The sequence below is a fragment of the Niallia sp. FSL W8-0177 genome, assembly GCF_038006285.1.
Taxonomy (GTDB): Bacteria; Bacillota; Bacilli; order Bacillales; family Cytobacillaceae; genus Niallia; species Niallia circulans_A.
This window is the reverse complement of the sequence record NZ_JBBOUX010000001.1, coordinates 2,986,867-3,008,619: the sequence shown is the minus strand read 5'-3', so window position 1 is coordinate 3,008,619 and position 21,753 is coordinate 2,986,867. Positions and strand designations below refer to the sequence as shown.

Sequence of the window (21,753 nt, the reverse complement as noted above, 5' to 3'; positions counted from 1 at the left end):
ATATAATTGGAAAAAAGTGACCGTTTAAAAGGTCACTTTTTTTGGTATCAAATGGATATAATCCACATGGTTAATGTCAGAACTTTTGGTGAAAATAAAAAGGAGAATCAATGCTTTGACAAATGGTAATCCCCTATACTATGATAGCTATTGCTGACAAGTCTTATCGGAATAAGGAGGAATGATATGAGAAAATTTAGTATATTGTTAAGTTTATTAGTAAGTCTTACCATTGTATTAGCTGCTTGTGGTAGCAATTCAGATAAGGGATCAAAAGATTCTGCAGATAAAAAAGCTGATAACAACACTGATTTATTGGCACAAATTAAAGATAAGGGCACATTAATAGTTGGTACGGAAGGTACATACCCTCCCTTTACTTTTCATGATAATTCTGGGAAGTTAACTGGATTTGATGTGGAAATTTCACAAGAAGTGGCAAAACGTTTAGGCGTGAAAGCAGAATTTAAGGAAACACAATGGGATGCTATGTTTGCAGGCCTTGATGCAAAGCGTTTTGATATGATTGCGAACCAAGTAGGGATTAATGATGAAAGAAAAGCAAAGTATGCATTTTCTGATCCTTATATTTCTTCTGCTGCTGTTCTTATCACAAGAGAAGATTCAGATGTGAAAAGTTTTAAAGATATGAAGGGATTAAAGTCAGCACAATCATTAACAAGTAATTATGCGGAAATCGCCAAAACGAATGGCGCAGAGCTAGTTGGAGTGGATGGGTTTAATCAAGCGATTGAACTTCTTAATGCCAAACGAGTAGATGTTACCGTTAATGATAAATTATCTTTCTTAGATTTTAAAAAGCAAAAACCTGATGTAAAAGTTAAAATTGTCGATACTGCTGATGATGTAGCGCATAGTGGTTTAATGTTTAGACAAGGAAATGATACGTTAGTTGAAGCGGTAAATAAAGCACTTAAAGAAATGGTTGATGATGGTACGTATAAATCAATATCTGAGAAATGGTTCGGAGAAGATGTACTTAAATAGCATTTTTACTGACCCAGAAGCATTCCAACGATATTATGATATAGCAGTTAGTTCCCTTCTCCCTTTGGTGAAGGGGGCTATTTTATATACGATACCACTATCCATTATATCCTTTATTATTGGGATAATTTTAGCTGTATTAACCGCTTTAGCTAGATTATCCAGTATAAAAATTTTTAAAGTGATTGCTGGAATCTATGTTTCCATCATTCGCGGAACACCATTACTCGTACAGCTTTTCATTATTTTTTATGGGTTGCCCAATGTTGGTATTACGCTCGAACCTTTTGTAGCAGCTATTATAGGTTTTTCATTAAGTGTTGGAGCGTATGGATCGGAAATTGTGAGAGGATCCATTTTGAGTATCCCTAATGGGCAATGGGAAGCTGGCTATTCCATTGGGATGAGCTATGTTCAAAATTTAAAAAGAATTATTTTGCCACAGGCTGCACGTGTTTCGATTCCACCATTATCTAATACATTTATCAGTTTAATTAAAGATTCGTCTCTAGCAGCCTTAATTCTCGTAACAGAAATGTTTCGAAAGGCACAGGAAATCGCAAGTACGAATTATGAGTTCTTATTGCTATATTCAGAGGTAGCCCTATTGTATTGGCTTATTTGTTTCCCTCTTTCTATTATCCAGCAAGGACTGGAAAATCGATTCGGCCGTCACTTGAGTAAATAAAAAAGCTTCTATTAGGCAGGAAGACTAAAATAATCGATAGAAGAAGGAGCGAGCATCATGATTTCAATTAAAGGGTTGTCCAAGCATTTTGGCGATTTACAAGTATTAAAGGACATAAATTTAGAAGTGGAAAAAGGGAAAGTCATTGTTGTTATTGGTCCTTCAGGATCAGGAAAAACGACGATGCTTCGATGTTTAAACATATTAGAAATACCAACTAGTGGTCATATTACAATAGAGAATAAGCAATTGGATTTCTCGACGAAAGTAACGAAAAAGGCTATAACAGATTTTCGGAAATTAACAGGTATGGTTTTTCAAAGCTACAATCTTTTTCCCCATAAAACTGCCATTGAGAATGTGATGGAAGGTCCCATCACGGTGAAAAAGCAATCAAAAGAAAAGACAAGAATGAAAGCGGCAGATTTACTAAATAAAGTAGGACTGGGGGATAAAATCGACTTTTACCCATTTCAACTGTCAGGCGGGCAGCAGCAGCGAGTTGGCATTGCCAGAGCGCTTGCGATGGAACCAGAAGTAATGTTATTCGATGAACCAACATCTGCGTTGGATCCAGAGCTTGTTGGAGAAGTTTTAAAAGTAATAAAACAACTTGCAAATGAAGGCATGACGATGATTATCGTTACACATGAAATGAAATTTGCGAAAGAAGTTGCGGACGAAGTGATTTTCATGGATGGTGGCTATATTGTAGAGAAAGGTAGCCCGCATGAAATCTTTTCTGAGCCAAAAGAAGCAAGGACGCGACAATTTCTTCAATTAATTCAATAAAAAAAAGAGCTGATCAGGAATATCTCAAAAGCGAGAATTAATCTGAAACAGCTCTAAACAAAAGGGGGAATTACACTTTGTAGTATCATTGTGGACCCCTTTTTCTTTTTTTATACATAAAAGAGTAAATTATTTTTAAAAAAATAAAGTCAATGTTCATCATGGATTTTCTTATGGATGACCTCTTCTTCTAATAAACTAATGAAGGCTACTAACACCCCTGAAATCAAGGAGGCAATAGTAAAAACGGATAAACCAGTCAGTATATAAAAAAGAGTCGTCGCAAAGACAGTCAACAAACAACAATGGATGATGGAGTTTACATATAAGGTGTTTTTCATTTAGAACCTTCTTTCCGCTAATCTTTATAATGTAGTATATGTCCGAATGATGAAATATACTACCGCTAAAAACGCAAAAGGATGATTGCCCTTTTTTATCGATAAAGGGGATAAGCCCTCACTGATTTTATAAAAAAGCATATCTAATAAGTATAAAGAATAGCTTGTATCACCTTCTTAGAAGCTGAATGCACAGCATATTCTTTATACCGTAACCCCATAACCTCCTCTCACTTTGGGTATAGCCGTACGTTTGGCTATACTCCTTTTTTTTTAGAAAAGGATAAAAATTGCTTAAATACACTATTTTTTGTAAAATGGGTATAAACAACTATTTTTTGTTTGTGATATCTATGTATATAGATCTTATTACATAATTTATAGGGTTTTACGCGATATAAGAACAGGTATATATAACTATTAAATTAGAAGGGGAACTCATATGAAGAAACGAAGTATTTTTCGCAGTTTACGTACAAAAATGATTGTCATTATCTTTTTTGCTACATTATTTAGCACCATGATATCCTTTAAGCTTAATGAGATGATTCTGGAAGCCGGCGTCTTCCCACAAGAATTCAGTATTTTTGTTAATACTGTCATTAATTTAATTTTTGTAACAGTGATTGTTGCATTATTTACACGAAGAATCATAATTTCTCCTCTTAAGAAATTATTGTATTCAATAAAGAAAATTACAGAAGGCGAATTAGAGATTGAAATTCATAAAACTTCTAATGATGAAATTGGCCATCTAACAGATGCGTTTATTTTGATGAAAGAGTTTATTCGCAACTTAGTACAAAAAGTGAATGAAACATCTGAACACATAAATGCTTCTGCCGAAAAGCTGACTGCTAATACAGTAGAAACAAACCATGTATCAGAGCAGATTTCAGCTGCCATTCAAAGTGTTGCTGCTGGTTCTGAAGAGCAGACAAAAGGAATGGATTTCATTGTTGATTCGGTTGCTGTTGTGAATAATGAAATTAAAGATATTGCGAAGAATACAGAGGATATGGTGAAAAGCACCCATAATACTGTATTGAAAGCTAAAGAAGGACAAGCAGTTGTTGATAATACTGTAACGCAAATGAGTTTAATTCAAAATTCAGTGCAAGAATCGAATGACTCTATTGTATTATTGCAAGAGCGTTCCCAGGAGATTGGTCAATTCTTAAATGTTATAACAGAAATTGCTGATCAGACAAATTTATTGGCATTAAATGCAGCCATCGAAGCTGCTAGGGCTGGTGAAGCAGGAAAAGGCTTTGCAGTAGTAGCAGAAGAAGTAAGGAAATTGGCAGAACAGTCCAATCAGTCCGCTAAGCAAATCGCAGTTCTAGTGAATGAAATTCAAAAAGATACTCTATCTTCTGTTAAAACAATGAAACGAGTGACAGAGGAAGTAAAAGACGGCATTAATATTACCAATGATACTAAAGAAAAGTTTACGATAATTTCGGAATCAATGTTATCCATGAGTCAGCAAATGGAAAGTATTTTAGAGGCTGCACATAATATTTCTACGAATATAGTTGAGGTTGCAGGTTCGGTGGATCAAGTTAGTGGCATTGCTAAGGAAAACAGTCAAAATTCAATGAACGTGTCAGAAGCCTCTCAGGAACAATTGGCGGCAATGGAAGAAATTACTTCTTCTACTAAATCATTAGCTAAAATCGCAGACGATTTAGTGGAGTTGACGAAAACGATACATGTAGAAGCTTAAATAAGAGAGTGGTCAAAGTAGTAGTTAACATCCCAGAATATTTTTCTAGGAGTGGAGCTATTTTGATCATTCTCTTTTTTTGGGGGAAAATAAAAAGAGTAAGTTATATGACATTTTAAACAGTTTTTTATTAATTTGGTTAAAGTTAGAAATCAAAATAAATAATTTTATAAAAATGATTGTCGAAAGTTGTTATTTCATGCAAATACAAATATAATGGAGAATTGTAAATGTGTGTGTGTGACCCTATTCATTTGGGGGTAAATATAAAATGGTAAAAAATGATTATTTATGAATTGAAGAATGATAACCTGTTAAAAGTTTTACTGAACAAGGAGCAATGACAAAATGTCCCCAAAAAATTCATCGAAAATAGATTATACACTTGTTCTAATATTAATGCTTCTATGTTTAACTAGCCTTATTGCTATATATGGAGCAAACTCATCCTATGTGTTAAAGCAAGTTATGTATTATGTAGTTGGTATAGGTATTATTATTGGAGTAATTCGTTTAGATTCGGACCAGTTGAAGAAACTGACCTGGTATCTGTATGCTTTTGGTCTTTTCTTATTGGTATTGCTTATATTAGCACCGCCCAGTATTGCCCGAGAAATTAATGGTGCAAAAAGTTGGTTCACTTTACCTGGTTTTTCTCTGCAGCCTTCTGAGTTTGTAAAGGTATTTTTAGTACTGGCACTATCGAGAATCATTGTAGATCATCAGGAAAAGTATATAGTAAAGACGATACAAAGTGACTTTTTTCTCTTATTTAAAATTGGAGCTGTAACAGCATTTCCGCTTCTTCTTGTCATGAAGCAGCCTGATTTGGGAACCTCCTTAGTTTTTCTTGCTATTATGCTGGGGATGATTTTTATATCTGGTATTTCGTGGAAGATCTTGACGCCGATTTTTTCTAGTTTTGCTGTGATTGCAACAGCTGTCCTATACCTTGTTATTTGGCATCCAGATTGGATCACCATGTATTTTGGAGTGAAGGAGTATCAGATGGGAAGAATTTATTCCTGGTTAGATCCCTATACATACCAAAGTACAACGGGTTACCACTTAACCCAGTCTTTGCTTGCAATTGGTTCGGGCCAGACAACAGGAAAGGGTGTTGGCACAAGTGAAGTAGTGCTTCCAGAAAATCACACTGATTTTATTTTTAGTGTAGTCGGCGAGGAATTTGGCTTCATTGGAGCAAGTATTATCATTAGTTTATTTTTCTTGCTTATTTATCACATAACAAAAGTGGCCTTAGAAACAAAAAATACTTTTTATACATGTATGAGTGTAGGGATTATTAGTATGCTTTGTTTCCATGTTTTCCAAAATATTGGGATGACGGTAGGGATTCTTCCTATTACCGGGATACCACTTCCTTTTATAAGCTATGGAGGTAGTTCTTTGATGGGAAATATGCTTTCGATGGGATTGATTTTTTCCATTCGATATCATTATAAAAAATATATGTTTTCTAGTGATGAATAACGGTTTTTATGTAACGACAAAAAGAGGCTGACAGGGAAGCAGCCTCTTTTTGTGTATTCTTTCTCGATTCTTTAAATGAGGGGGAAAGAAAAGGAAAGAATATTAATTATGGGAAGTTAATGATATTGATAATCATTATCATTAGGTGTACTCTTATAATAAAACAATTCCATCATGTTGTCAATGAAAATAGAAGGGAGAGAAGAAAATTGGACGAGAAATTTCAAGAGGAATTTGACTCCTTGTTGAGTAATTATACGGAATTACTTCTTGGAGAAGAAAATGAGGAATTAAAGGAAAAAGTGCAAGTATGGATGCTCTATACTTATATGTCCAAAAATATGCCAGGCTTAGTAAAGCATTGGAATGCTAAATTCCCTGATGGGAAACAAACAATTGTTCAAATTGTATCAGAAATTAAAAAAATGAATGAGATAAGAAAACAAAATCAAAAATAAAACATATGCTATAAAGAAAGCTGGACAAAGCGTAAAAATACCACCCATAACGATGTCGTTTTGGGTGGATAAAATGAGGGTTTTACTGAATAGTGGTGTTTCCATATGGAAATTGGTTACTGTATCCTTTGAATTGTTGATAAGATTGCTGGATTTTTTGTTGCTCAGCAGCTTCAAGCTTATACCATCCTTTTTGAAACATTAAATCATACAATTCTCTTTGCATATTTTGTGTTTCGGTAAAAATGGATAATAAATCTTGATAAAATGTTTCATTACTGGCTTCATTTAAAGCTGTTGAATAAGCATCCGTCATGTATTTTTCTGTTGAAAGCATGTCGTTTGTAAAATCGCGATCATTCATTTGCGGTGTTTTTGGAACCTGTGACTCAGGATTTTGAATTGGTTTTTGTTGATCCATTTTCTTTTTCCTCCCTCATAAAATCATTGTTTTAGTAAGATGATTGCTTATTCAAAGTCCTTTAAGAAGAATAGGTGCTCATTCTACAAAAGGCAGAGTCAACTTAAAAAGGTTTGGCAATCTCTTTAGCAGAATGAGCAAATTGAATAAACAATCACTAATTTTTTCGTTACAATCTATTGCTGTTGCTGTGCCATTGGCTGACTGTTAGCATCTAAGTGACTAAGTATTCTTTCATAGTGATGCTGATGCATTTGTCCACATTTTTCAAGCTGTGATTTAATCGTTGGATCTTGGGCATGTTGAGCAAAAAAATGCGCTTTTTTCATTGCTAGTAAATTCCAAGAAAGCATATCTGTTAAGTAAAGGGAATCTTTGACTGTTACCATAACAGGTGGTTTCATCATCATCCCGTTAGGTTGAGTCATATTATTTTGTTGTTGCTGCATCAAAATCTACCTCCTGTTAAACTATTGCTTTTTATATTGATTATTTTGACTGTTAACTTTTCCGCCACCATCTGTTTCAACTGTTGGACCAGCGTTGCCTTTTACACTTGCCGCACTAACTCCTGCTTTAGAAGGGTTCTTCTTAAGACGAGCCATTTATTTATACACCTCCCTTTACTCATTCCTTACTAGCATTTCCTATTTTTTTTATTTAATGAGTACACAGCATGGAGAAAAAACGAATAATTTGCCACAATTTTTGTTAAAAATTACGTCACTTGGACGTACAAAGAGTAATGGTGTGTTTTAGAGCCATTTGAATTCCATCAAATTTTAATACATTTTTTCAAGGAGGATGCATGGTGAAAGAGATAAAATCAGCTGCGGTTATTGGTTCTGGAGTTATGGGGGCAGCGATTGCAGCACAATTTCTTAATGCAGGAATTTCTACGGTTCTGCTGGATATTGTACCAACTAAGTTACTATCCGAAGAAATAGAAGCAGGACTGACATTAAAAGATGAGGTTGTGAGGAATCGATTTGGTAGGCTTGCTATTGAAAGAATGAAGTTAGAATCCCCAAGCCCGCTTACATCTTTAAATAATTTAGCGCAACTAACAATTGGGAATCTAGAAGATGATTTTGACTTATTAAGAGAATCGGATTGGATTGTAGAAGCAATTATTGAAGATATGCAAATAAAGAAGGAGCTCTTTAAAAAGATAGATCAATACCGTAAAAAAGGATCTATTATCAGTAGCAATACTTCTGGTATATCGATTAACCAGATGAAAGAAAATCTTTCTCCAGATTTTCAAGCACATTTTTTAGGTACACACTTTTTTAATCCACCCCGTTATATTAAATTACTTGAAATCATTCCTACTAAAGTTACCGCCCCAAATGTTGTAAAAACCATCAGTCAATTTGCGGAAGAAGAATTAGGAAAGGTAGTAGTAAAAGCGAATGATACTCCTAACTTCATTGCAAATAGGATTGGCTCCTTTGCTTTTTTAAATATTGTGAAAGAAATGATAAAGGAAGATTTAACAATCGAAGAAGTTGATCAATTAACAGGTCCACTAATTGGTCGTCCGAAAAGTGCCACCTTTCATACATTAGATATGGTTGGTTTAGATACTTTTTATCAAGTAATTCATAATATGCAAGGGAAAATGAATGATACAGAAGAAATAGAGATGTATCAAATTCCTGCTTTATTAGAAGAAATGCTCAAGAAAAAAATGTTGGGCAGAAAGGTGCAAAAGAGATTTTACCGAAAAACGGAAGAAGGGCTGCAAGTTCTTGATTATCATACGTGGACATACAAAAATTTGACTGGAACAAAAAAGAAAGCAGATCATCGATCGCTTCCTCTATTCTTAGAAGAAAAAAATCCCAAAGCACAATTTCTCTGGAAAGGAATAGCCCCATTTTTACTATATTCAGCCAAAATGGTTGGGGAGATTTCCGATTCTATTTATGAGATAGATCAAGCTGTTCAGTCTGGATTTAATTGGAGGAATGGGCCCTTTCGTTTATGGGATGAACTAGCACTAAAAGCTACAGTAGAACGAATGGAAAAAGATTCACGGGAGATACCTGGATGGATTAAAGAAATGTTGGATCAAGGATTTGAATCTTTTTATAAAGTGATTAATGGAGTAGAACATTATTACCATCAAGGAAAATATCTGCCAATTCCAAAAAGCGTGGACCAAATATGCATACAAGAATGGAAGAAGCAAAGAGGCGTGCTTCTTTCCAATGATGGAGCAAGTTTAATGGATATTGGAGACGGAGTATTATTACTGGAATTACACAGCTCCAATATGAGCATTGGAATGGACATTCTTGTGATGATTGATAAGGCGATCGAAAAAGTAGAGTTAGAAGCATATAAAGGACTGGTTATTGGCAGTGAAAAAAAGAACTTTAGTCTTGGGGCTAATTTAGCTTTAATGCTATTAGAAGCTCAAAATGAGGATAATGTAGAGCTGCAGATAGCCGTCCGCCGTTTTCAGCAAGCAATGAAGCGCATAAAATATTGCCAGAAGCCAGTTGTAGCTGCCCCTTATCAAAGAACATTAGGAGGAGGAGCAGAAATTTGTCTGGCGGCAAATAAGGTGCAAGCATCGTTAGAAACGTATCTTGGACTAGTAGAAACAGGGGTAGGCCTTATCCCTGGCGGTGGAGGAACAACAGCCTTATATTGCAATAAATGGAAGGAAAATCAACAACTTTTACCAGAAGAAATGCTGCAGCTTACTGCAGAAGTATTTCAGACCATTTTGACTGCTAAGGTAGCTACCTCTGCCGTTCAAGCGAAAGAACTAGGCTTCTTAACAGAGAGAGATGGGATAACTAATAATGATCGATTTTTATTAAGAGATGCTAAAAAAGCGGTTCTACAATTAGCGGATGAAAAGTTTCAAGCGGCTAAAAAAGAAAAGATTATGGTTACAGGTAAAATGGGTTATGACTTCTTAATGCAAGAAGTTGATAAGCTCAAAAAAATAGGTTTTATCTCCGAATATGATGCCGAGATTGCCAGCAATCTTGCTATAGTTCTTACTGGTGGCAGTGTAGAATTTGGTGCATTAGTGGAAGAGGACTATTTATTAAATTTAGAGAGAGAAGCGTTTATCCAATTAATACAACAGCAGGAGACGCAAAAAAGAATGCTCTATCTATTGCAAACAGGAAAACCATTAACGACGAAAAAGGAATAACATTTTTATCATAAAAATTAAGTGGTGGAGAAAGGAAGGATAGGATTACTATGCAAAAGGGTGGGAGTTTTTTAACGGAACAGGTCACCGCAGACGCAATTTTTACCCCAGAGGATTATACAGAAGAGCATGAGATGATTGCAGAAATGACAAGTGAGTTTGTTCAGAAAAAAGTACTACCTCATTTGGCAGAGATGGAAAATCATCAATTTACAATAACAAAACAGCTGATGGAAGAGGCAGGGGAACTGGGTCTGTTAAGTTCAGATATCCCAGAACCATATGGTGGTTTGGGTTTAGATAAAATCAGTACAGCCATTATTTCAGAAAAAATGGCTGTTGCAGGCGGATTTTCTGTAACCCATGGGGCTCATATAGGGATTGGTTCATTACCAATTGTTTTATTTGGTAATAAGAAGCAGAAGGAAAAATATTTACCGGATTTAGCCGTTGGTAAAAAAATCGCCTCCTATGCGTTAACGGAGCCTTCAGCGGGATCCGATGCTCTTAGTATAAAAACAACAGCAGTTTTAAATAAGGAAGGGACACACTATTCACTTACTGGCGAAAAACAGTGGATTACCAATTCAGGAATTGCCGATATCTTTATCGTCTATGCAAAAGTAAACACAGAACATTTTACTGCATTTATTGTAGAAAAAGACTTTCCAGGTATTTCAATAGGGAAAGAAGAAAATAAATTAGGAATCAAGAGTTCTTCCACCTGCGCCGTTCGTTTTGATCAAGTAGAAGTACCAGTGGAAAATGTGTTAGGAGAGATTGGAAAAGGTCATTTAATCGCATTAAATATTTTAAATATTGGTCGCTATAAGCTTGGTCTGGGAGCAATTGGTGCTAGTAAAGAAGCATTAAAAAAGACGATTGCTTACACGGATAAGCGAGTGCAGTTTTCTGTTCCATTATCTCATTTTCCGCTTACGCTTGAAAAGTATGCAACAATGGCCTCCTATATTTATGCGGCAGAAAGCACTGTCTATCGTACAGCAGGATTACTGTCTACAGCAATGGATGAAGTAGATGCAGATATAGAATGGACGATAATGGCGAAAATCATAAATGAATATGTTATAGAGTGTAGCTTAAATAAAATTTTTGCATCGGAAGTATTAGATATGGTAGTAGATGAATGTGTGCAGCTACATGGTGGCAATGGATTTATGGAAGATTTTGATATCGCTAGAATGTATCGTGATTCACGTATCAACCGCATTTTTGAAGGAACAAATGAGATTAATCGCTTATTAATCCCTCCTACCTTGGCTAAAAAGAGTGTCAAAGGAGAAATCCCGTTATTGGCACTAGCAAAAATGACGGAAAAGGAAATGCTCTCCTTTCTACCGGAAGAGCCAGATGATAAGTTATTATCCCAAGAAAAGATGCTTCTTTCCAATACTAGAAAAATCAGTTACTTACTATTTGGAATGATGCTGAAAAAATATAAAGAAAAATTGGAAGAGCAGCAAGAGATAATGGTTAATCTAGCAAATATTTTTAATGCGGTATTTGCGATGGATTCTTGTATTCTAAGAACGGAAAAGGCAATGGGGAAAAATGAGCAAGAAGAAAAACAAAAAATATTATATACCGAAATATATTGCCAAGAGGCTTTTCAGCAAGTAATCACAGAGGCGATAGATACGTTAGCCTATATGCTAAGCGGTGATGAACTTAGATTAGCACTATCTGTATTAAAGAAATATACTAGATACACACCAAAGCCAATCATTGCAAGGAAAAGAGAGGCTGCCAAACATTTATTAACAGCTGGAGAGTATCTTGGGTAAGGTGTAATCATAAATAGTCAAACAGGTTCTTCTGAAATAAACGAATCAGAAGAACCTTCTTTTTAGTCAATCGAATGAGGGATTCACCTAGTTTGATTCTGTCGTAATCTATCCTACTTAAAGAAATAGCTGAAAAATGCAAGAAAGGAAATAACAGTTGGCACAAGTGGGCACTGATTGAAGTTTTACTTTATATCAAATTGTGATAATATTTAGTTGAATGTTTCAAAATACATAGATTATGGGTGATGGAATGAAAGTTACTTTTTATTGGTATCCAAAATGCTCAACTTGTCGCAAGGCGAAAAAGTGGCTGGATGAAAATCATGTGTCATATGAAGAAGTACATATTGTGGACAATCCTCCTTCTCGTGCGTTATTAGAGGATTTGTATAAAAAAAGTGGCCTTGAAATAAAGAAATTCTTCAATACTTCAGGTCAGAAATACAGAGATCTTGGATTAAAGGATAAAATAAAGGAAGCGTCGGATGAGGAATTATTAGATTTGCTTGCTTCTGATGGCATGTTAATTAAACGCCCTTTAACTACAGATGGAAATAAAGTAACATTAGGCTTTAAAGAAGAGATGTTTAAAGAAAGTTGGGCTTAAGCGACCTGCTTTTTTTAATAGTAACTCTGTTTAACAGAGTAAAAATGATAAATACGGAGGGGTTATAATGGCAGTACCAAAGGATTTGCGATATTCAAAAGAACATGAATGGGTAAAAGTTGAAGGAGATAACGCACGTGTAGGTATTACATATTTTGCACAATCTGAATTAGGCGATATCGTATTTGTTGAACTACCAGAAGTAGGCGATGAAGTAACAGCAAATGAACCTTTTGGAAGTGTGGAATCTGTTAAGACAGTTTCTGAATTATATGCTCCTATCAGCGGAAAAGTTGTTGAAGTTAACGAAGAGCTTAGTGACAATCCGGAATTTGTGAACGAATCTCCTTACGAAAAAGCATGGATGGTTGTTATTGAGCCAAGTGATAAAGCAGATATTGAGGAGCTTATGTCAGCAGAGCAATATGAAGAAATGACAAATGAAGGCTAATTGAATACTATAGGATGGGATATAGATATTCCAACCATTTATAAATCCAAACAGGTATATGGAGATGTTAAAAAAAATTTCCGTATACTTGTTTGTTTTTTTTATTGTTAGGAGAATATATAGGGCAATATGTCTTTCCTATCACCGATATATACCAGAAAACCTACTTCTTTCTCTTCCTGTTTGAATATGTTAAAGTAAATGAAATAACTCCTTTAGGTGATCAATATGAAAAAAGTAATCATTGTGGAAGGTAAATCAGACAAACAAAAAGTAGAGAAGATTGTGCGTGAACCAGTCGATATTATTTGCACGAATGGAACAATTGGAGTTTCAAAGCTGGATGAATTACTAGACGAGCTAATGGATAAAGATGTGTATATCTTAGTGGATGCTGATAAGTCAGGAGATAAGATAAGAAAACAGTTTAAACGAGAACTTCCGGAAGCAGAATTCCTTTATATAGATCGCAAATATAAAGAAGTTGCTGCCTCTCCTGAATGTCACTTAGCAACCCTATTATTACAAGCTGATATTGAGATTGAAGCAAAATATTTAGATACAAGGATGAATGGATTATGATAGATTGGAACCTCGATCAATGGGAGAAGCAAGTAAAGGATACAGACGCTGCCTTTCTTTACTTGTATACTCCTCTTTGCGGTACGTGTATGGTTGCATCAAAAATGTTGACAGTATTGCATACAATGAAGCCAGAGTTGAATTTAGGAAAAATGGATTTAAATTATGCCCCCGGTTTAGCAGCAAAATATGAGGTAGAAAGTGTTCCCTGTCTAGTTATTATGGAAAAGGGGGAGTTAAAAGAAAAAGTATATCGCTTTGAATCAGTCCCTCATTTAGTAGAAGTTATCCAAAACTATATAAAATAGGCAGGACCATTTTCATGAAAGGGCTATATTAGTGTGCCAATTCCATAAACGGATGCTGCCCTTAAAAAGCTAGCATGGTTAAAAGCATCAATCGCCTTTTTTATAAAGATTACTTTTAAAAAAGGTTTTTTTCTGCTGCTGCAAGAATAAGTAATATAAGATTGTTCGGCAGAAAGTAGGAGATGCTTTTGCAGGATTGGATGAAATGTTTTGTAGAAAAGCTGAATCGGAAAGAATCGTTAAAACCATTATTACGAAACGCTTCGCTTTCCTTAGTGTTAACATGTCAAAATGAGTCCTATTATATGGAGCTTAAGAACAATCGCTTTTCATGGAGAAGGATGAAGGGTGAGGATAATCCAGATATATGGTTAACGGGGGATATGACTAGTATTAGCCTCGTTATGGAAGGCGAGGTTCTTCTTAGAGAAGCGAAAAAGAATGGATCTATTCAATTAGAAGGCTCCTTAAGGAAAATCCTCTTACTTGAATCTGTGTTTTTCTTAAGCCATTCACGTTCAGTTCCCCACACTGGATAAAAGGAAGGGAATAGTTTTGTTGTTTACCTGGAATCCGCCTTTGCTAACAAAAAGTGAAGTGTATTTCGGGTTATTTTTTTGAAGGGATTTGCCCCAAATTCGATTTAAATCCAAGTTTTCTCATTGAATTAATTATGTCAGAAAACCTTCCTTTTTTTAATTGAAAATTCAGAAAAGAAATTATGTTAAAAAAGGTGTTGACAGTCATTTCGGGAAGTGGTAAATTACATCTATCATATTAACGATTTTTACATTTCATATAAATAATGAACTCTTATCAAGAGAGGTGGAGGGATGTGCCCTATGAAACCCGGCAACCGTCAGTATACTGAAACGGTGCCAATTCACACAAAGCGTTAGGCTTTGATAGATGAGAGAAAGGGATATTATTCATAATAAAAACCTTTCTGCTCTTCTTGCAGAAAGGTTTTTTTGTTATCTGGAATGATATGATATGCTTTGTTAAAAGCTATTTTAATATAGTGAACGATAGAGTGATTTTAAAAAAGAAGTAGGTGAACACATTGATTAATGTAAACTCAGTAAAAAAGATATACTCCTCAAGAAGTGGGAAGGTCACTGCGGTTGATCACGTGGATTTAACCATCGATTCAGGAGAGATATTTGGGATAATCGGATATAGTGGTGCAGGTAAAAGTACATTAATCAGAATGTTGAACGGATTGGAGATTCCTACTGCTGGAAGTGTGTCGGTTGCAGGTCATGAAGTTTCTACAATAAAAGGAAGTAAACTTCGTAAGGCGAGACAAGAAATCAGTATGATATTTCAACATTTTAATCTGCTATGGTCAAGAACCGTAAAAGAAAATATTGCTTTTCCTTTAGAAATAGCAGGCGTAAAAAAATCAGCAAGAGATAAGAAGGTATTAGAGCTCATCAAGCTGGTTGGATTAGAAGGACGAGAAGATGCTTATCCTTCTCAATTAAGTGGTGGGCAGAAACAGCGGGTTGGGATAGCAAGAGCACTTGCTAGTGATCCGAAAGTACTTCTCTGTGATGAAGCAACCTCAGCATTGGATCCACAAACAACAGATGCCATCTTAGATTTATTAGTAGACATTAATAAACGTCTTGGTCTAACAATTGTATTGATTACCCATGAAATGCACGTTATTCGCAAGATTTGTCATCGAGTGGCAGTGATGGAAGACGGGAAAGTAGTAGAAACAGGACCGGTGATTGATGTCTTTAAGCAGCCAAAGAAAGAAATTACGAAACGGTTTGTTCAACAAGTAATTGAACCAGAAGAGGCGAAAGATACGATTGAACACTTAATAGCGCAATATAAAACAGGCAGCATTGTCATGCTGGGATTTGTCGGCGAAAGTGCTGAGCAGCCTGTAATCACTAATCTCATTCGGACTTTTGCGGTTTCGGTGAATATCATTCAAGGGAAAATTTCGCCAACACAGCATGGATCCTATGGAACATTATATATTCATTTAGATGGAGAGAAACAAGAAATAGAAAAAGCTATTCAATATCTTCATGCGCAAGAAATTAGTGTGGAGGTGATTGAAGGATGATGGAAAGATTATTGCCAAATGTAGATTGGGAAATAATGTGGAATGCCACGAAAGAGACCTTATTTATGACTGGATTCTCGATTATTTTTACTTTTATACTTGGAATTATACTTGGAATTACGCTGTTTTTAACAGATAAAGGGAATATGTGGAATAATGTATTTTTTAATAGAATCATCAGTGCAGTCGTGAATATTTTCCGATCCATTCCTTTTATTATTTTATTAGTTCTATTAATCCCGCTAACGACTTTGCTAATCGGGACAATGATTGGACCGAAAGCGGCGTTGCCTTCCTTAATCATAGGTGCTGCTCCGTTTTATGCAAGACTTGTGGAAATTGGTCTTCGAGAAGTGGATAAAGGTGTTATTGAAGCGGCAAAGTCAATGGGAGCAAAACCAACCACTATTATCTTTAAAGTTCTTTTGCCTGAATCTATGCCAGCACTTGTTTCAGGAATTACGGTAACTACCATTGCACTAGTAGGATCAACCGCAATGGCTGGAATAATTGGTGCCGGAGGGCTTGGGAATTTAGCTTATTTACAAGGATTTCAACGGGGTAATGGTGATGTGACGCTTATTTCAACTGTTATTATTTTAATCATTGTTTTTATTATCCAATTTATTGGTGATTTTATAACAAAAAAAATAGACAAAAGATAAGGAGAAAAACACATGAAAAAATTATGGTCTTTACTGATTGCATTAACATTTATATTTGTTCTTGCGGCATGCGGCAGCTCTAATGATGATAGCAAGGAAAACGGGGGTTCTAACACTGACAAAGGATCAACTAAATTAGTAGTAGGTGCTTCCAATGTACCACATGCTGAAATTTTGGAAAAAGCAAAACCAATTTTGAAAGAAAAGGGAATTGATTTAGAGATCAAAACGTTCCAAGATTATGTATTGCCAAATAAAGCTTTAGAATCAAAAGAAATTGACGCAAACTATTTTCAGCATATTCCATACTTGAACCAACAAATTAAAGAAAATGGTTATGATTTTGTAAATGCTGGTGGAATTCATATTGAGCCGATGGCTGTTTTCTCTAAGAAATATAAGAGTTTAGATGAGCTTCCGGATGGAGCAACCATTATTTTTAGTAACTCTGTTGCTGAACATGGCCGTGTACTGTCTCTTTTAGAAAAAGGTGGATTAATTAAGCTTAAAGATGGAATTGATAAAGTAAATGCAAAGATTGAAGATATTGCGGAAAATCCGAAAAATGTTAAATTAAAAGCAGATTATGAGCCAGCGTTACTTCCACAAATTTTTAATAATAATGAAGGGGATGCAGTTGTTATTAATGCCAACTATGCATTAGATGCTGGCTTAAACCCTGTGAAAGATTCTATTGAAATCGAAGGAAGCGAATCTCCATATGCGAATATCATTACTGTTCGTAAAGGAGACGAAAAGCGTGAAGATATTAAAACTTTAGTAGAAGTACTGCATTCTAAAGAAATTCAAGATTTCATTAATAAAGAGTATAAAGGTGCAGTTGTACCGGTTAGTAAATAATAAGTAAGAAGATGTTCCTATAAAAGATCAAACATACAGTATATATCCAATTGAGAATTAAATTGATTCTATTAATAATGGATATAGCATGTGTAGATGTCTTTATAGGAACATTTTTTATTTTTGTATGATCAAATAGTATTTAACGGAAGCCTCTTCCAATAAGTACTAGGGCTAAATTTATTTCGTGTATAAATACTAAAACGAAACTGTTCAAGTGATATACTTTAGAGCTATCGGTATCGTTTTTGCCAGTGAATTGTTCGCTACCGTAATAAGGAGAAAAATTATTTTAAAGAAAGCAAACTCATGCGAATTTATGAGGAATCAAGCGTATTTATTTGTTTCATGCGAATTTTCCTTATGGAACGGGAAGCAATAGGTTGCTATCAGATTTTATTTGTTATAAGATTAGAATGATAATAAATTGATAATGAAGTTTCGACAATTTTGTGAACAAAACTTCTTTTTACTATGGAGGTATATAATATGAGTCAACCTAAATTAGTCATTAATGATTTACATGTTTCAATCGAAGAAAAAGAAATTATTAAAGGTCTTAACTTAGAAATAAAGGGTGGAGAAATTCACGCAATCATGGGGCCAAACGGAACTGGTAAATCAACATTATCTTCTGCAATCATGGGTCACCCAAAGTATGAAGTAACAAGCGGTGATGTAAGTCTTGATGACGAAGATGTATTAGAAATGGAAGTAGATGAGCGCGCTCGTGCAGGTCTATTTTTAGCTATGCAATACCCGAGCGAAATTAGCGGTGTAACAAATGCTGACTTCTTACGTTCTGCTTTAAACAGCCGTCTAGGTGAAGGGAATGAAATTTCCTTAATGAAATTTATCCGTAAAATGGATGATAACATGGAGTACCTAGAAATGGATCCAGATATGGCACAACGTTACCTAAATGAAGGGTTCTCTGGCGGGGAGAAAAAACGTAATGAAATTCTTCAATTAATGATGTTGAATCCAAAAATTGCGATTTTAGATGAAATCGATTCTGGTTTGGATATCGATGCATTGAAAGTTGTTTCTAAAGGAATTAACAAAATGCGTGAAGAGCGTAAAGAAGAGTTCGGATGCTTAATTATCACTCACTACCAACGTTTATTAAACTACATCACTCCTGACTACGTTCATGTAATGATGCAAGGTCGTATTGTTAAATCTGGTGGTCCTGAGCTTGCTCAACGCTTAGAAGCAGAAGGATATGACTGGATTAAAAAAGAACTAGGTATTGAAGACGAAACTGTTGAACAAGAAGCGTAATTGTTAGGAGGATTGACCAATGACAACGGATATTAAATTACCATTTGACCAAGAGTATCTTTCCTCTTTTTCGAAAGATATGAATGAACCTTCTTGGCTGACAGAGCTGCGTGTAAATGCTTTACAACAAGCAGACGCTCTTCCAATGCCAAGACCGGACAAAACCAATATTAAAAACTGGAACTTTACCCAATTTGAAAAGCATATTGTAAGCAGTGAAGATTTTTCAGATGTAAGTGATTTACCGGAACAAGTAAAAGCACTAATCGATTTAGAAAAAAATAAAACACTTTATATCCAAAGAAATAACCGTCCAACTTTCTTAGCTGTTTCTAATGAATTAAAAGAAAGCGGCGTTATTTTCACTGATATTTTTACAGCTGCAAGAGAATATAGTGACTTACTGCAAAAATACTTTATGAAAGATGCTGTAAAGATAGATGAGCATAAATTAACGGCTTTACATGCGGCTCTTTTAAATGGTGGAGTATTCTTATATGTTCCTAAGAACGTAGTAGTGGAAGAACCAATTCAATCCATTTTCTTACATGATGACAAAGAAGCGAACCTTTTTAACCATGTTATTGTAGTGGCTGAAGATAATAGCTCTGTTGTTTATGTAGAAAACTATGTTTCTACTGTGGATCCTGAAGAAGCAGTATTCAATATTGTGACAGAAGTAATTGCCAATGCCAATGCAAAAGTTCAATATGGTGCTGTTGATAATCTAGCGCATGGTGTTACTACGTATGTAAATCGCCGTGGTGTTGCAGGTCGTGATGCTAAAATTGAATGGGCATTAGGCTTCATGAATGACGGTAATACGATTTCTGATAATACAACATACTTGATGGGTGATGGCTCATATGGCGATACGAAGTCTGTAGTAGTTGGACGAGGCGATCAAAAACAAAACTTCACTACGAAAGTAGTTCATTATGGTAAGAGCTCTGAAGGTTATATCTTAAAGCATGGTGTAATGAAGGATAAAGCTTCTTCCATCTTTAACGGAATTGGTAAAATTGAGCATGGTGCAACGAAAGCAAACGCGGAGCAAGAATCTCGTGTTCTAATGTTAAGCGAAAAGGCTAGAGGCGATGCGAACCCAATTCTATTAATTGATGAAGATGATGTAACGGCAGGACATGCAGCATCAGTTGGTAGAGTAGATCCTTTACAATTGTATTACTTAATGAGCCGTGGTATTCCACAACATGAAGCAGAAAGATTAGTTATTCATGGTTTCTTAGCTCCTGTGGTAGAACAATTGCCAATTGAAGGTGTGAAAAAGCAATTAGTTGAGGTAATTGAAAGGAAAGTAAGATAATGGATAGCAAACACATTCGTTCTTACTTCCCAATTTTAAACCAAGAAGTCAACGGACATCCATTGGTTTATCTTGATAGTGCAGCTACCTCTCAAAAGCCAGTTCAGGTAATTGAAACAATCGAGAACTACTATCGAGAATATAATTCCAATGTTCATCGTGGTGTTCATACCTTAGGCACTAGAGCGACAGATGCTTATGAAGGAGCAAGGGAAAAGGTGAGAAAGTTTATCTCTGCTTCTTCCATCGAGGAAATTATTTTTACTCGTGGTACGACAACGGCGCTGAATACAGTTGCACAAAGCTATGCGATGGAAAATGTAAAAGAGGGGGATGAAATAGTCATTACCCCGATGGAGCATCATAGTAATATTATTCCTTGGCAGCAAGTTGCCAAAAAAACAGGAGCAACACTTAAATATTTGCCACTGCAAGCAGATGGAACAATTGCCCTTGTTGATGTTGAAAATACAATCACCCCAGCTACAAAAGTAGTTTCCATTGCCTATGTTTCAAATGTTCTAGGGGTTATCAATCCAATAAAGGAAATAGCAGCTATTGCTCATAAAAATGGAGCTGTGCTCGTTGTAGATGCTGCACAAGGAGCTCCACATGTAAAAATCGATGTGCAAGATTTGGATTGTGATTTCCTTGGATTCTCTGGACATAAAATGTGTGGTCCAACAGGAATTGGGGTACTTTATGGAAAGAAACAACTTTTAGAAAATATGGAGCCAATTGAATTTGGTGGAGAAATGATTGATTTCGTCGGATTATATGAGTCAACTTGGAAAGAACTCCCATGGAAGTTTGAAGCTGGAACACCAATCATTGCAGGGGCCATCGGTTTAGGTGCAGCCATTGATTTTCTCGAAGAAATTGGCTTGGAGAATATAACCGAACATGAGCATAAATTGGCAGCATATGCGATGGAGAAAATGTCTTCTATTAATGGTTTAACTATTTATGGACCGCAAAACGCAAATAACCGCGCTGGCGTGATCACCTTTAATATTGAAGATGTTCATCCACATGATGTTGCAACAGTATTAGATGCTGAAGGAATTGCCGTACGTGCAGGACATCACTGTGCACAACCATTAATGAAATGGCTAAATGTTTCTGCAACCGCTCGAGCAAGCTTTTATCTTTATAATTCAGAAGAAGATGTAGATAAGCTTGTGGAAGGGATTGGCAAGACAAAGGAGTATTTTAGCGATGTCTTTTAATAACTTAGATTCACTTTATAGAAGTGTAATTATGGATCACTATAAAAACCCTCGGAACAAAGGAGTTCTTGAAGGCAGTTTGACTGTCAACATGAATAACCCTACTTGCGGGGACCGCATCCTTCTTACAATGAAAATTGAAGATGGAATTGTCGCAGACACAAAATTCGATGGAGAAGGTTGTTCCATAAGCATGTCTTCTGCATCCATGATGACACAAGCGATTAAAGGGAAAACAGTCGAACAAGCGTTAAAAATGTCTGAGTCATTCTCTGAAATGATTCAAGGCAAAGACTACCCAGATGATATGGACTTGGGGGATATTGAGGCACTTCAAGGTGTTAGTAAATTCCCAGCAAGAATTAAATGTGCAACATTAGCTTGGAAGGCTATGGAAAAAGGCGTAAATGAAGGATTAGATTCATAATTTACT

The 21,753-nt window shown here is 35.5% G+C and carries 24 protein-coding genes and 1 riboswitch; of the genes, 20 read left to right on the top strand and 4 right to left on the bottom strand.

All coding sequences use genetic code 11. The features are described 5' to 3' along the window. Positions 1–186 precede the first annotated feature (186 nt). Genes NST77_RS14910 through NST77_RS14900 form a run of 3 tightly spaced genes read left to right on the top strand, consistent with a single transcriptional unit; the run spans position 187 to position 2,488 of the window. Positions 187–1,008: an amino acid ABC transporter substrate-binding protein gene (locus tag NST77_RS14910; RefSeq protein ID WP_095330471.1), complete on the top strand. Its 822-nt coding sequence runs from the start codon at positions 187–189 to the stop codon at positions 1,006–1,008. Further along, positions 995–1,696: an amino acid ABC transporter permease gene (locus NST77_RS14905; RefSeq protein ID WP_095330472.1), complete on the top strand. Its 702-nt coding sequence runs from the start codon at positions 995–997 to the stop codon at positions 1,694–1,696. Before NST77_RS14910 ends, NST77_RS14905 begins: the two co-directional genes overlap by 14 nt. Positions 1,697–1,753: 57 nt before the next feature. Next, positions 1,754–2,488: an amino acid ABC transporter ATP-binding protein gene (locus tag NST77_RS14900; protein ID WP_095330473.1), complete on the top strand. Its 735-nt coding sequence runs from the start codon at positions 1,754–1,756 to the stop codon at positions 2,486–2,488. A gap of 149 nt (positions 2,489–2,637) precedes the next feature. Here NST77_RS14900 and NST77_RS14895 read toward each other — a convergent pair whose 3' ends face one another. After that, complete coding sequence (locus NST77_RS14895) at positions 2,638–2,829, bottom strand: hypothetical protein (RefSeq protein WP_123260638.1); 192 nt, start codon at positions 2,827–2,829, stop codon at positions 2,638–2,640. 442 nt (positions 2,830–3,271) lie between these two features. Here NST77_RS14895 and NST77_RS14890 point away from each other — a divergent pair, with 442 nt between their 5' ends. The 3 genes from NST77_RS14890 (at position 3,272) to NST77_RS14880 (ending at position 6,510) form a co-directional block, all read left to right on the top strand. Next, positions 3,272–4,558 (top strand): methyl-accepting chemotaxis protein, encoded by a 1,287-nt coding sequence (locus NST77_RS14890; protein ID WP_123260639.1) that lies wholly within the window; start codon positions 3,272–3,274, stop codon positions 4,556–4,558. A 348-nt stretch (positions 4,559–4,906) separates the two neighbouring features. Beyond that, entirely contained in the window at positions 4,907–6,052 is a 1,146-nt protein-coding gene (gene rodA / locus NST77_RS14885; RefSeq protein ID WP_095330475.1) for a rod shape-determining protein RodA, read from the top strand. A 209-nt stretch (positions 6,053–6,261) separates the two neighbouring features. Beyond that, complete coding sequence (locus NST77_RS14880) at positions 6,262–6,510, top strand: DUF2573 family protein (protein WP_095330476.1); 249 nt, start codon at positions 6,262–6,264, stop codon at positions 6,508–6,510. 82 nt (positions 6,511–6,592) lie between these two features. Here NST77_RS14880 and NST77_RS14875 read toward each other — a convergent pair whose 3' ends face one another. From NST77_RS14875 to NST77_RS14865, 3 genes are all read right to left on the bottom strand, one after another. After that, positions 6,593–6,931: a spore coat protein gene (locus NST77_RS14875; protein ID WP_095330477.1), complete on the bottom strand. Its 339-nt coding sequence runs from the start codon at positions 6,929–6,931 to the stop codon at positions 6,593–6,595. A 176-nt stretch (positions 6,932–7,107) separates the two neighbouring features. Continuing rightward, positions 7,108–7,380 carry a hypothetical protein gene (locus NST77_RS14870; protein WP_095330478.1) on the bottom strand — a complete coding sequence of 91 codons (273 nt, stop codon included), beginning with the start codon at positions 7,378–7,380 and terminating at the stop codon, positions 7,108–7,110. A 21-nt stretch (positions 7,381–7,401) separates the two neighbouring features. Next, positions 7,402–7,536: a YuzL family protein gene (locus NST77_RS14865; RefSeq protein WP_082138326.1), complete on the bottom strand. Its 135-nt coding sequence runs from the start codon at positions 7,534–7,536 to the stop codon at positions 7,402–7,404. Between the two features lie 203 nt (positions 7,537–7,739). Between NST77_RS14865 and NST77_RS14860 the strand changes: the two genes are divergently transcribed. The 14 genes from NST77_RS14860 to sufU all read left to right on the top strand — a co-directional run bounded on the left by NST77_RS14860 (position 7,740) and on the right by sufU (position 21,747). Beyond that, positions 7,740–10,112 (top strand): 3-hydroxyacyl-CoA dehydrogenase/enoyl-CoA hydratase family protein, encoded by a 2,373-nt coding sequence (locus NST77_RS14860; RefSeq protein WP_341123151.1) that lies wholly within the window; start codon positions 7,740–7,742, stop codon positions 10,110–10,112. 50 nt (positions 10,113–10,162) lie between these two features. Continuing rightward, entirely contained in the window at positions 10,163–11,917 is a 1,755-nt protein-coding gene (locus tag NST77_RS14855) for an acyl-CoA dehydrogenase family protein (protein ID WP_341123150.1), read from the top strand. 253 nt (positions 11,918–12,170) lie between these two features. Next, a complete protein-coding gene (locus NST77_RS14850; RefSeq protein WP_095330481.1) occupies positions 12,171–12,527 on the top strand; it encodes an arsenate reductase family protein in 357 nt (118 codons plus the stop codon). Between the two features lie 67 nt (positions 12,528–12,594). Next, positions 12,595–12,978 (top strand): glycine cleavage system protein GcvH, encoded by a 384-nt coding sequence (gene gcvH / locus NST77_RS14845; RefSeq protein ID WP_095330482.1) that lies wholly within the window; start codon positions 12,595–12,597, stop codon positions 12,976–12,978. A 228-nt stretch (positions 12,979–13,206) separates the two neighbouring features. Continuing rightward, the gene (locus NST77_RS14840; protein WP_082138325.1) at positions 13,207–13,560 is read left to right on the top strand and encodes a toprim domain-containing protein; all 354 of its coding nucleotides are present in this window, start codon (positions 13,207–13,209) and stop codon (positions 13,558–13,560) included. Beyond that, positions 13,557–13,868 carry a thioredoxin family protein gene (locus NST77_RS14835; protein WP_095330483.1) on the top strand — a complete coding sequence of 104 codons (312 nt, stop codon included), beginning with the start codon at positions 13,557–13,559 and terminating at the stop codon, positions 13,866–13,868. Before NST77_RS14840 ends, NST77_RS14835 begins: the two co-directional genes overlap by 4 nt. A gap of 200 nt (positions 13,869–14,068) precedes the next feature. Next, complete coding sequence (locus NST77_RS14830) at positions 14,069–14,407, top strand: SCP2 sterol-binding domain-containing protein (protein ID WP_164464111.1); 339 nt, start codon at positions 14,069–14,071, stop codon at positions 14,405–14,407. 271 nt (positions 14,408–14,678) lie between these two features. After that, a riboswitch (SAM riboswitch) is annotated at positions 14,679–14,784 on the top strand. A gap of 147 nt (positions 14,785–14,931) precedes the next feature. Beyond that, the gene (locus tag NST77_RS14825) at positions 14,932–15,954 is read left to right on the top strand and encodes a methionine ABC transporter ATP-binding protein (RefSeq protein WP_095330485.1); all 1,023 of its coding nucleotides are present in this window, start codon (positions 14,932–14,934) and stop codon (positions 15,952–15,954) included. Beyond that, positions 15,951–16,619 carry a methionine ABC transporter permease gene (locus NST77_RS14820; RefSeq protein ID WP_095330486.1) on the top strand — a complete coding sequence of 223 codons (669 nt, stop codon included), beginning with the start codon at positions 15,951–15,953 and terminating at the stop codon, positions 16,617–16,619. Before NST77_RS14825 ends, NST77_RS14820 begins: the two co-directional genes overlap by 4 nt. A 12-nt stretch (positions 16,620–16,631) precedes the next feature. Next, a complete protein-coding gene (locus tag NST77_RS14815; RefSeq protein WP_095330487.1) occupies positions 16,632–17,480 on the top strand; it encodes a MetQ/NlpA family ABC transporter substrate-binding protein in 849 nt (282 codons plus the stop codon). A gap of 489 nt (positions 17,481–17,969) precedes the next feature. Further along, positions 17,970–18,764, top strand: a complete 795-nt coding sequence (gene sufC / locus NST77_RS14810; RefSeq protein WP_047942270.1) for a Fe-S cluster assembly ATPase SufC — start codon at positions 17,970–17,972, stop codon at positions 18,762–18,764. A 19-nt stretch (positions 18,765–18,783) separates the two neighbouring features. Then, on the top strand, positions 18,784–20,091 hold the full coding sequence (sufD, locus tag NST77_RS14805; protein WP_095330488.1) for a Fe-S cluster assembly protein SufD: 1,308 nt from the start codon (positions 18,784–18,786) through the stop codon (positions 20,089–20,091). Further along, a complete protein-coding gene (locus NST77_RS14800; RefSeq protein ID WP_095330489.1) occupies positions 20,091–21,320 on the top strand; it encodes a cysteine desulfurase in 1,230 nt (409 codons plus the stop codon). The genes sufD and NST77_RS14800 overlap by 1 nt, the downstream gene beginning before the upstream one ends. Beyond that, entirely contained in the window at positions 21,310–21,747 is a 438-nt protein-coding gene (sufU, locus tag NST77_RS14795) for a Fe-S cluster assembly sulfur transfer protein SufU (RefSeq protein ID WP_095330490.1), read from the top strand. The genes NST77_RS14800 and sufU overlap by 11 nt, the downstream gene beginning before the upstream one ends. Positions 21,748–21,753: the final 6 nt, after the last annotated feature.

Coding starts and splice junctions, on each gene's coding strand:
- NST77_RS14855 (WP_341123150.1), top strand. CDS start 10,163: ATGCAAAAGGGTGGGAGTTTTTTAACGGAACAGGTCACCGCAGACGCA.
- NST77_RS14900 (WP_095330473.1), top strand. CDS start 1,754: ATGATTTCAATTAAAGGGTTGTCCAAGCATTTTGGCGATTTACAAGTA.
- NST77_RS14870 (WP_095330478.1), bottom strand. CDS start 7,380: ATGCAGCAACAACAAAATAATATGACTCAACCTAACGGGATGATGATG.
- NST77_RS14820 (WP_095330486.1), top strand. CDS start 15,951: ATGATGGAAAGATTATTGCCAAATGTAGATTGGGAAATAATGTGGAAT.
- NST77_RS14875 (WP_095330477.1), bottom strand. CDS start 6,931: ATGGATCAACAAAAACCAATTCAAAATCCTGAGTCACAGGTTCCAAAA.
- sufC (WP_047942270.1), top strand. CDS start 17,970: ATGAGTCAACCTAAATTAGTCATTAATGATTTACATGTTTCAATCGAA.
- NST77_RS14905 (WP_095330472.1), top strand. CDS start 995: ATGTACTTAAATAGCATTTTTACTGACCCAGAAGCATTCCAACGATAT.
- sufU (WP_095330490.1), top strand. CDS start 21,310: ATGTCTTTTAATAACTTAGATTCACTTTATAGAAGTGTAATTATGGAT.
- NST77_RS14890 (WP_123260639.1), top strand. CDS start 3,272: ATGAAGAAACGAAGTATTTTTCGCAGTTTACGTACAAAAATGATTGTC.
- NST77_RS14910 (WP_095330471.1), top strand. CDS start 187: ATGAGAAAATTTAGTATATTGTTAAGTTTATTAGTAAGTCTTACCATT.
- NST77_RS14860 (WP_341123151.1), top strand. CDS start 7,740: ATGGTGAAAGAGATAAAATCAGCTGCGGTTATTGGTTCTGGAGTTATG.
- rodA (WP_095330475.1), top strand. CDS start 4,907: ATGTCCCCAAAAAATTCATCGAAAATAGATTATACACTTGTTCTAATA.
- NST77_RS14840 (WP_082138325.1), top strand. CDS start 13,207: ATGAAAAAAGTAATCATTGTGGAAGGTAAATCAGACAAACAAAAAGTA.
- NST77_RS14835 (WP_095330483.1), top strand. CDS start 13,557: ATGATAGATTGGAACCTCGATCAATGGGAGAAGCAAGTAAAGGATACA.
- NST77_RS14800 (WP_095330489.1), top strand. CDS start 20,091: ATGGATAGCAAACACATTCGTTCTTACTTCCCAATTTTAAACCAAGAA.
- NST77_RS14895 (WP_123260638.1), bottom strand. CDS start 2,829: ATGAAAAACACCTTATATGTAAACTCCATCATCCATTGTTGTTTGTTG.
- sufD (WP_095330488.1), top strand. CDS start 18,784: ATGACAACGGATATTAAATTACCATTTGACCAAGAGTATCTTTCCTCT.
- NST77_RS14865 (WP_082138326.1), bottom strand. CDS start 7,536: ATGGCTCGTCTTAAGAAGAACCCTTCTAAAGCAGGAGTTAGTGCGGCA.
- gcvH (WP_095330482.1), top strand. CDS start 12,595: ATGGCAGTACCAAAGGATTTGCGATATTCAAAAGAACATGAATGGGTA.
- NST77_RS14850 (WP_095330481.1), top strand. CDS start 12,171: ATGAAAGTTACTTTTTATTGGTATCCAAAATGCTCAACTTGTCGCAAG.
- NST77_RS14830 (WP_164464111.1), top strand. CDS start 14,069: ATGAAATGTTTTGTAGAAAAGCTGAATCGGAAAGAATCGTTAAAACCA.
- NST77_RS14815 (WP_095330487.1), top strand. CDS start 16,632: ATGAAAAAATTATGGTCTTTACTGATTGCATTAACATTTATATTTGTT.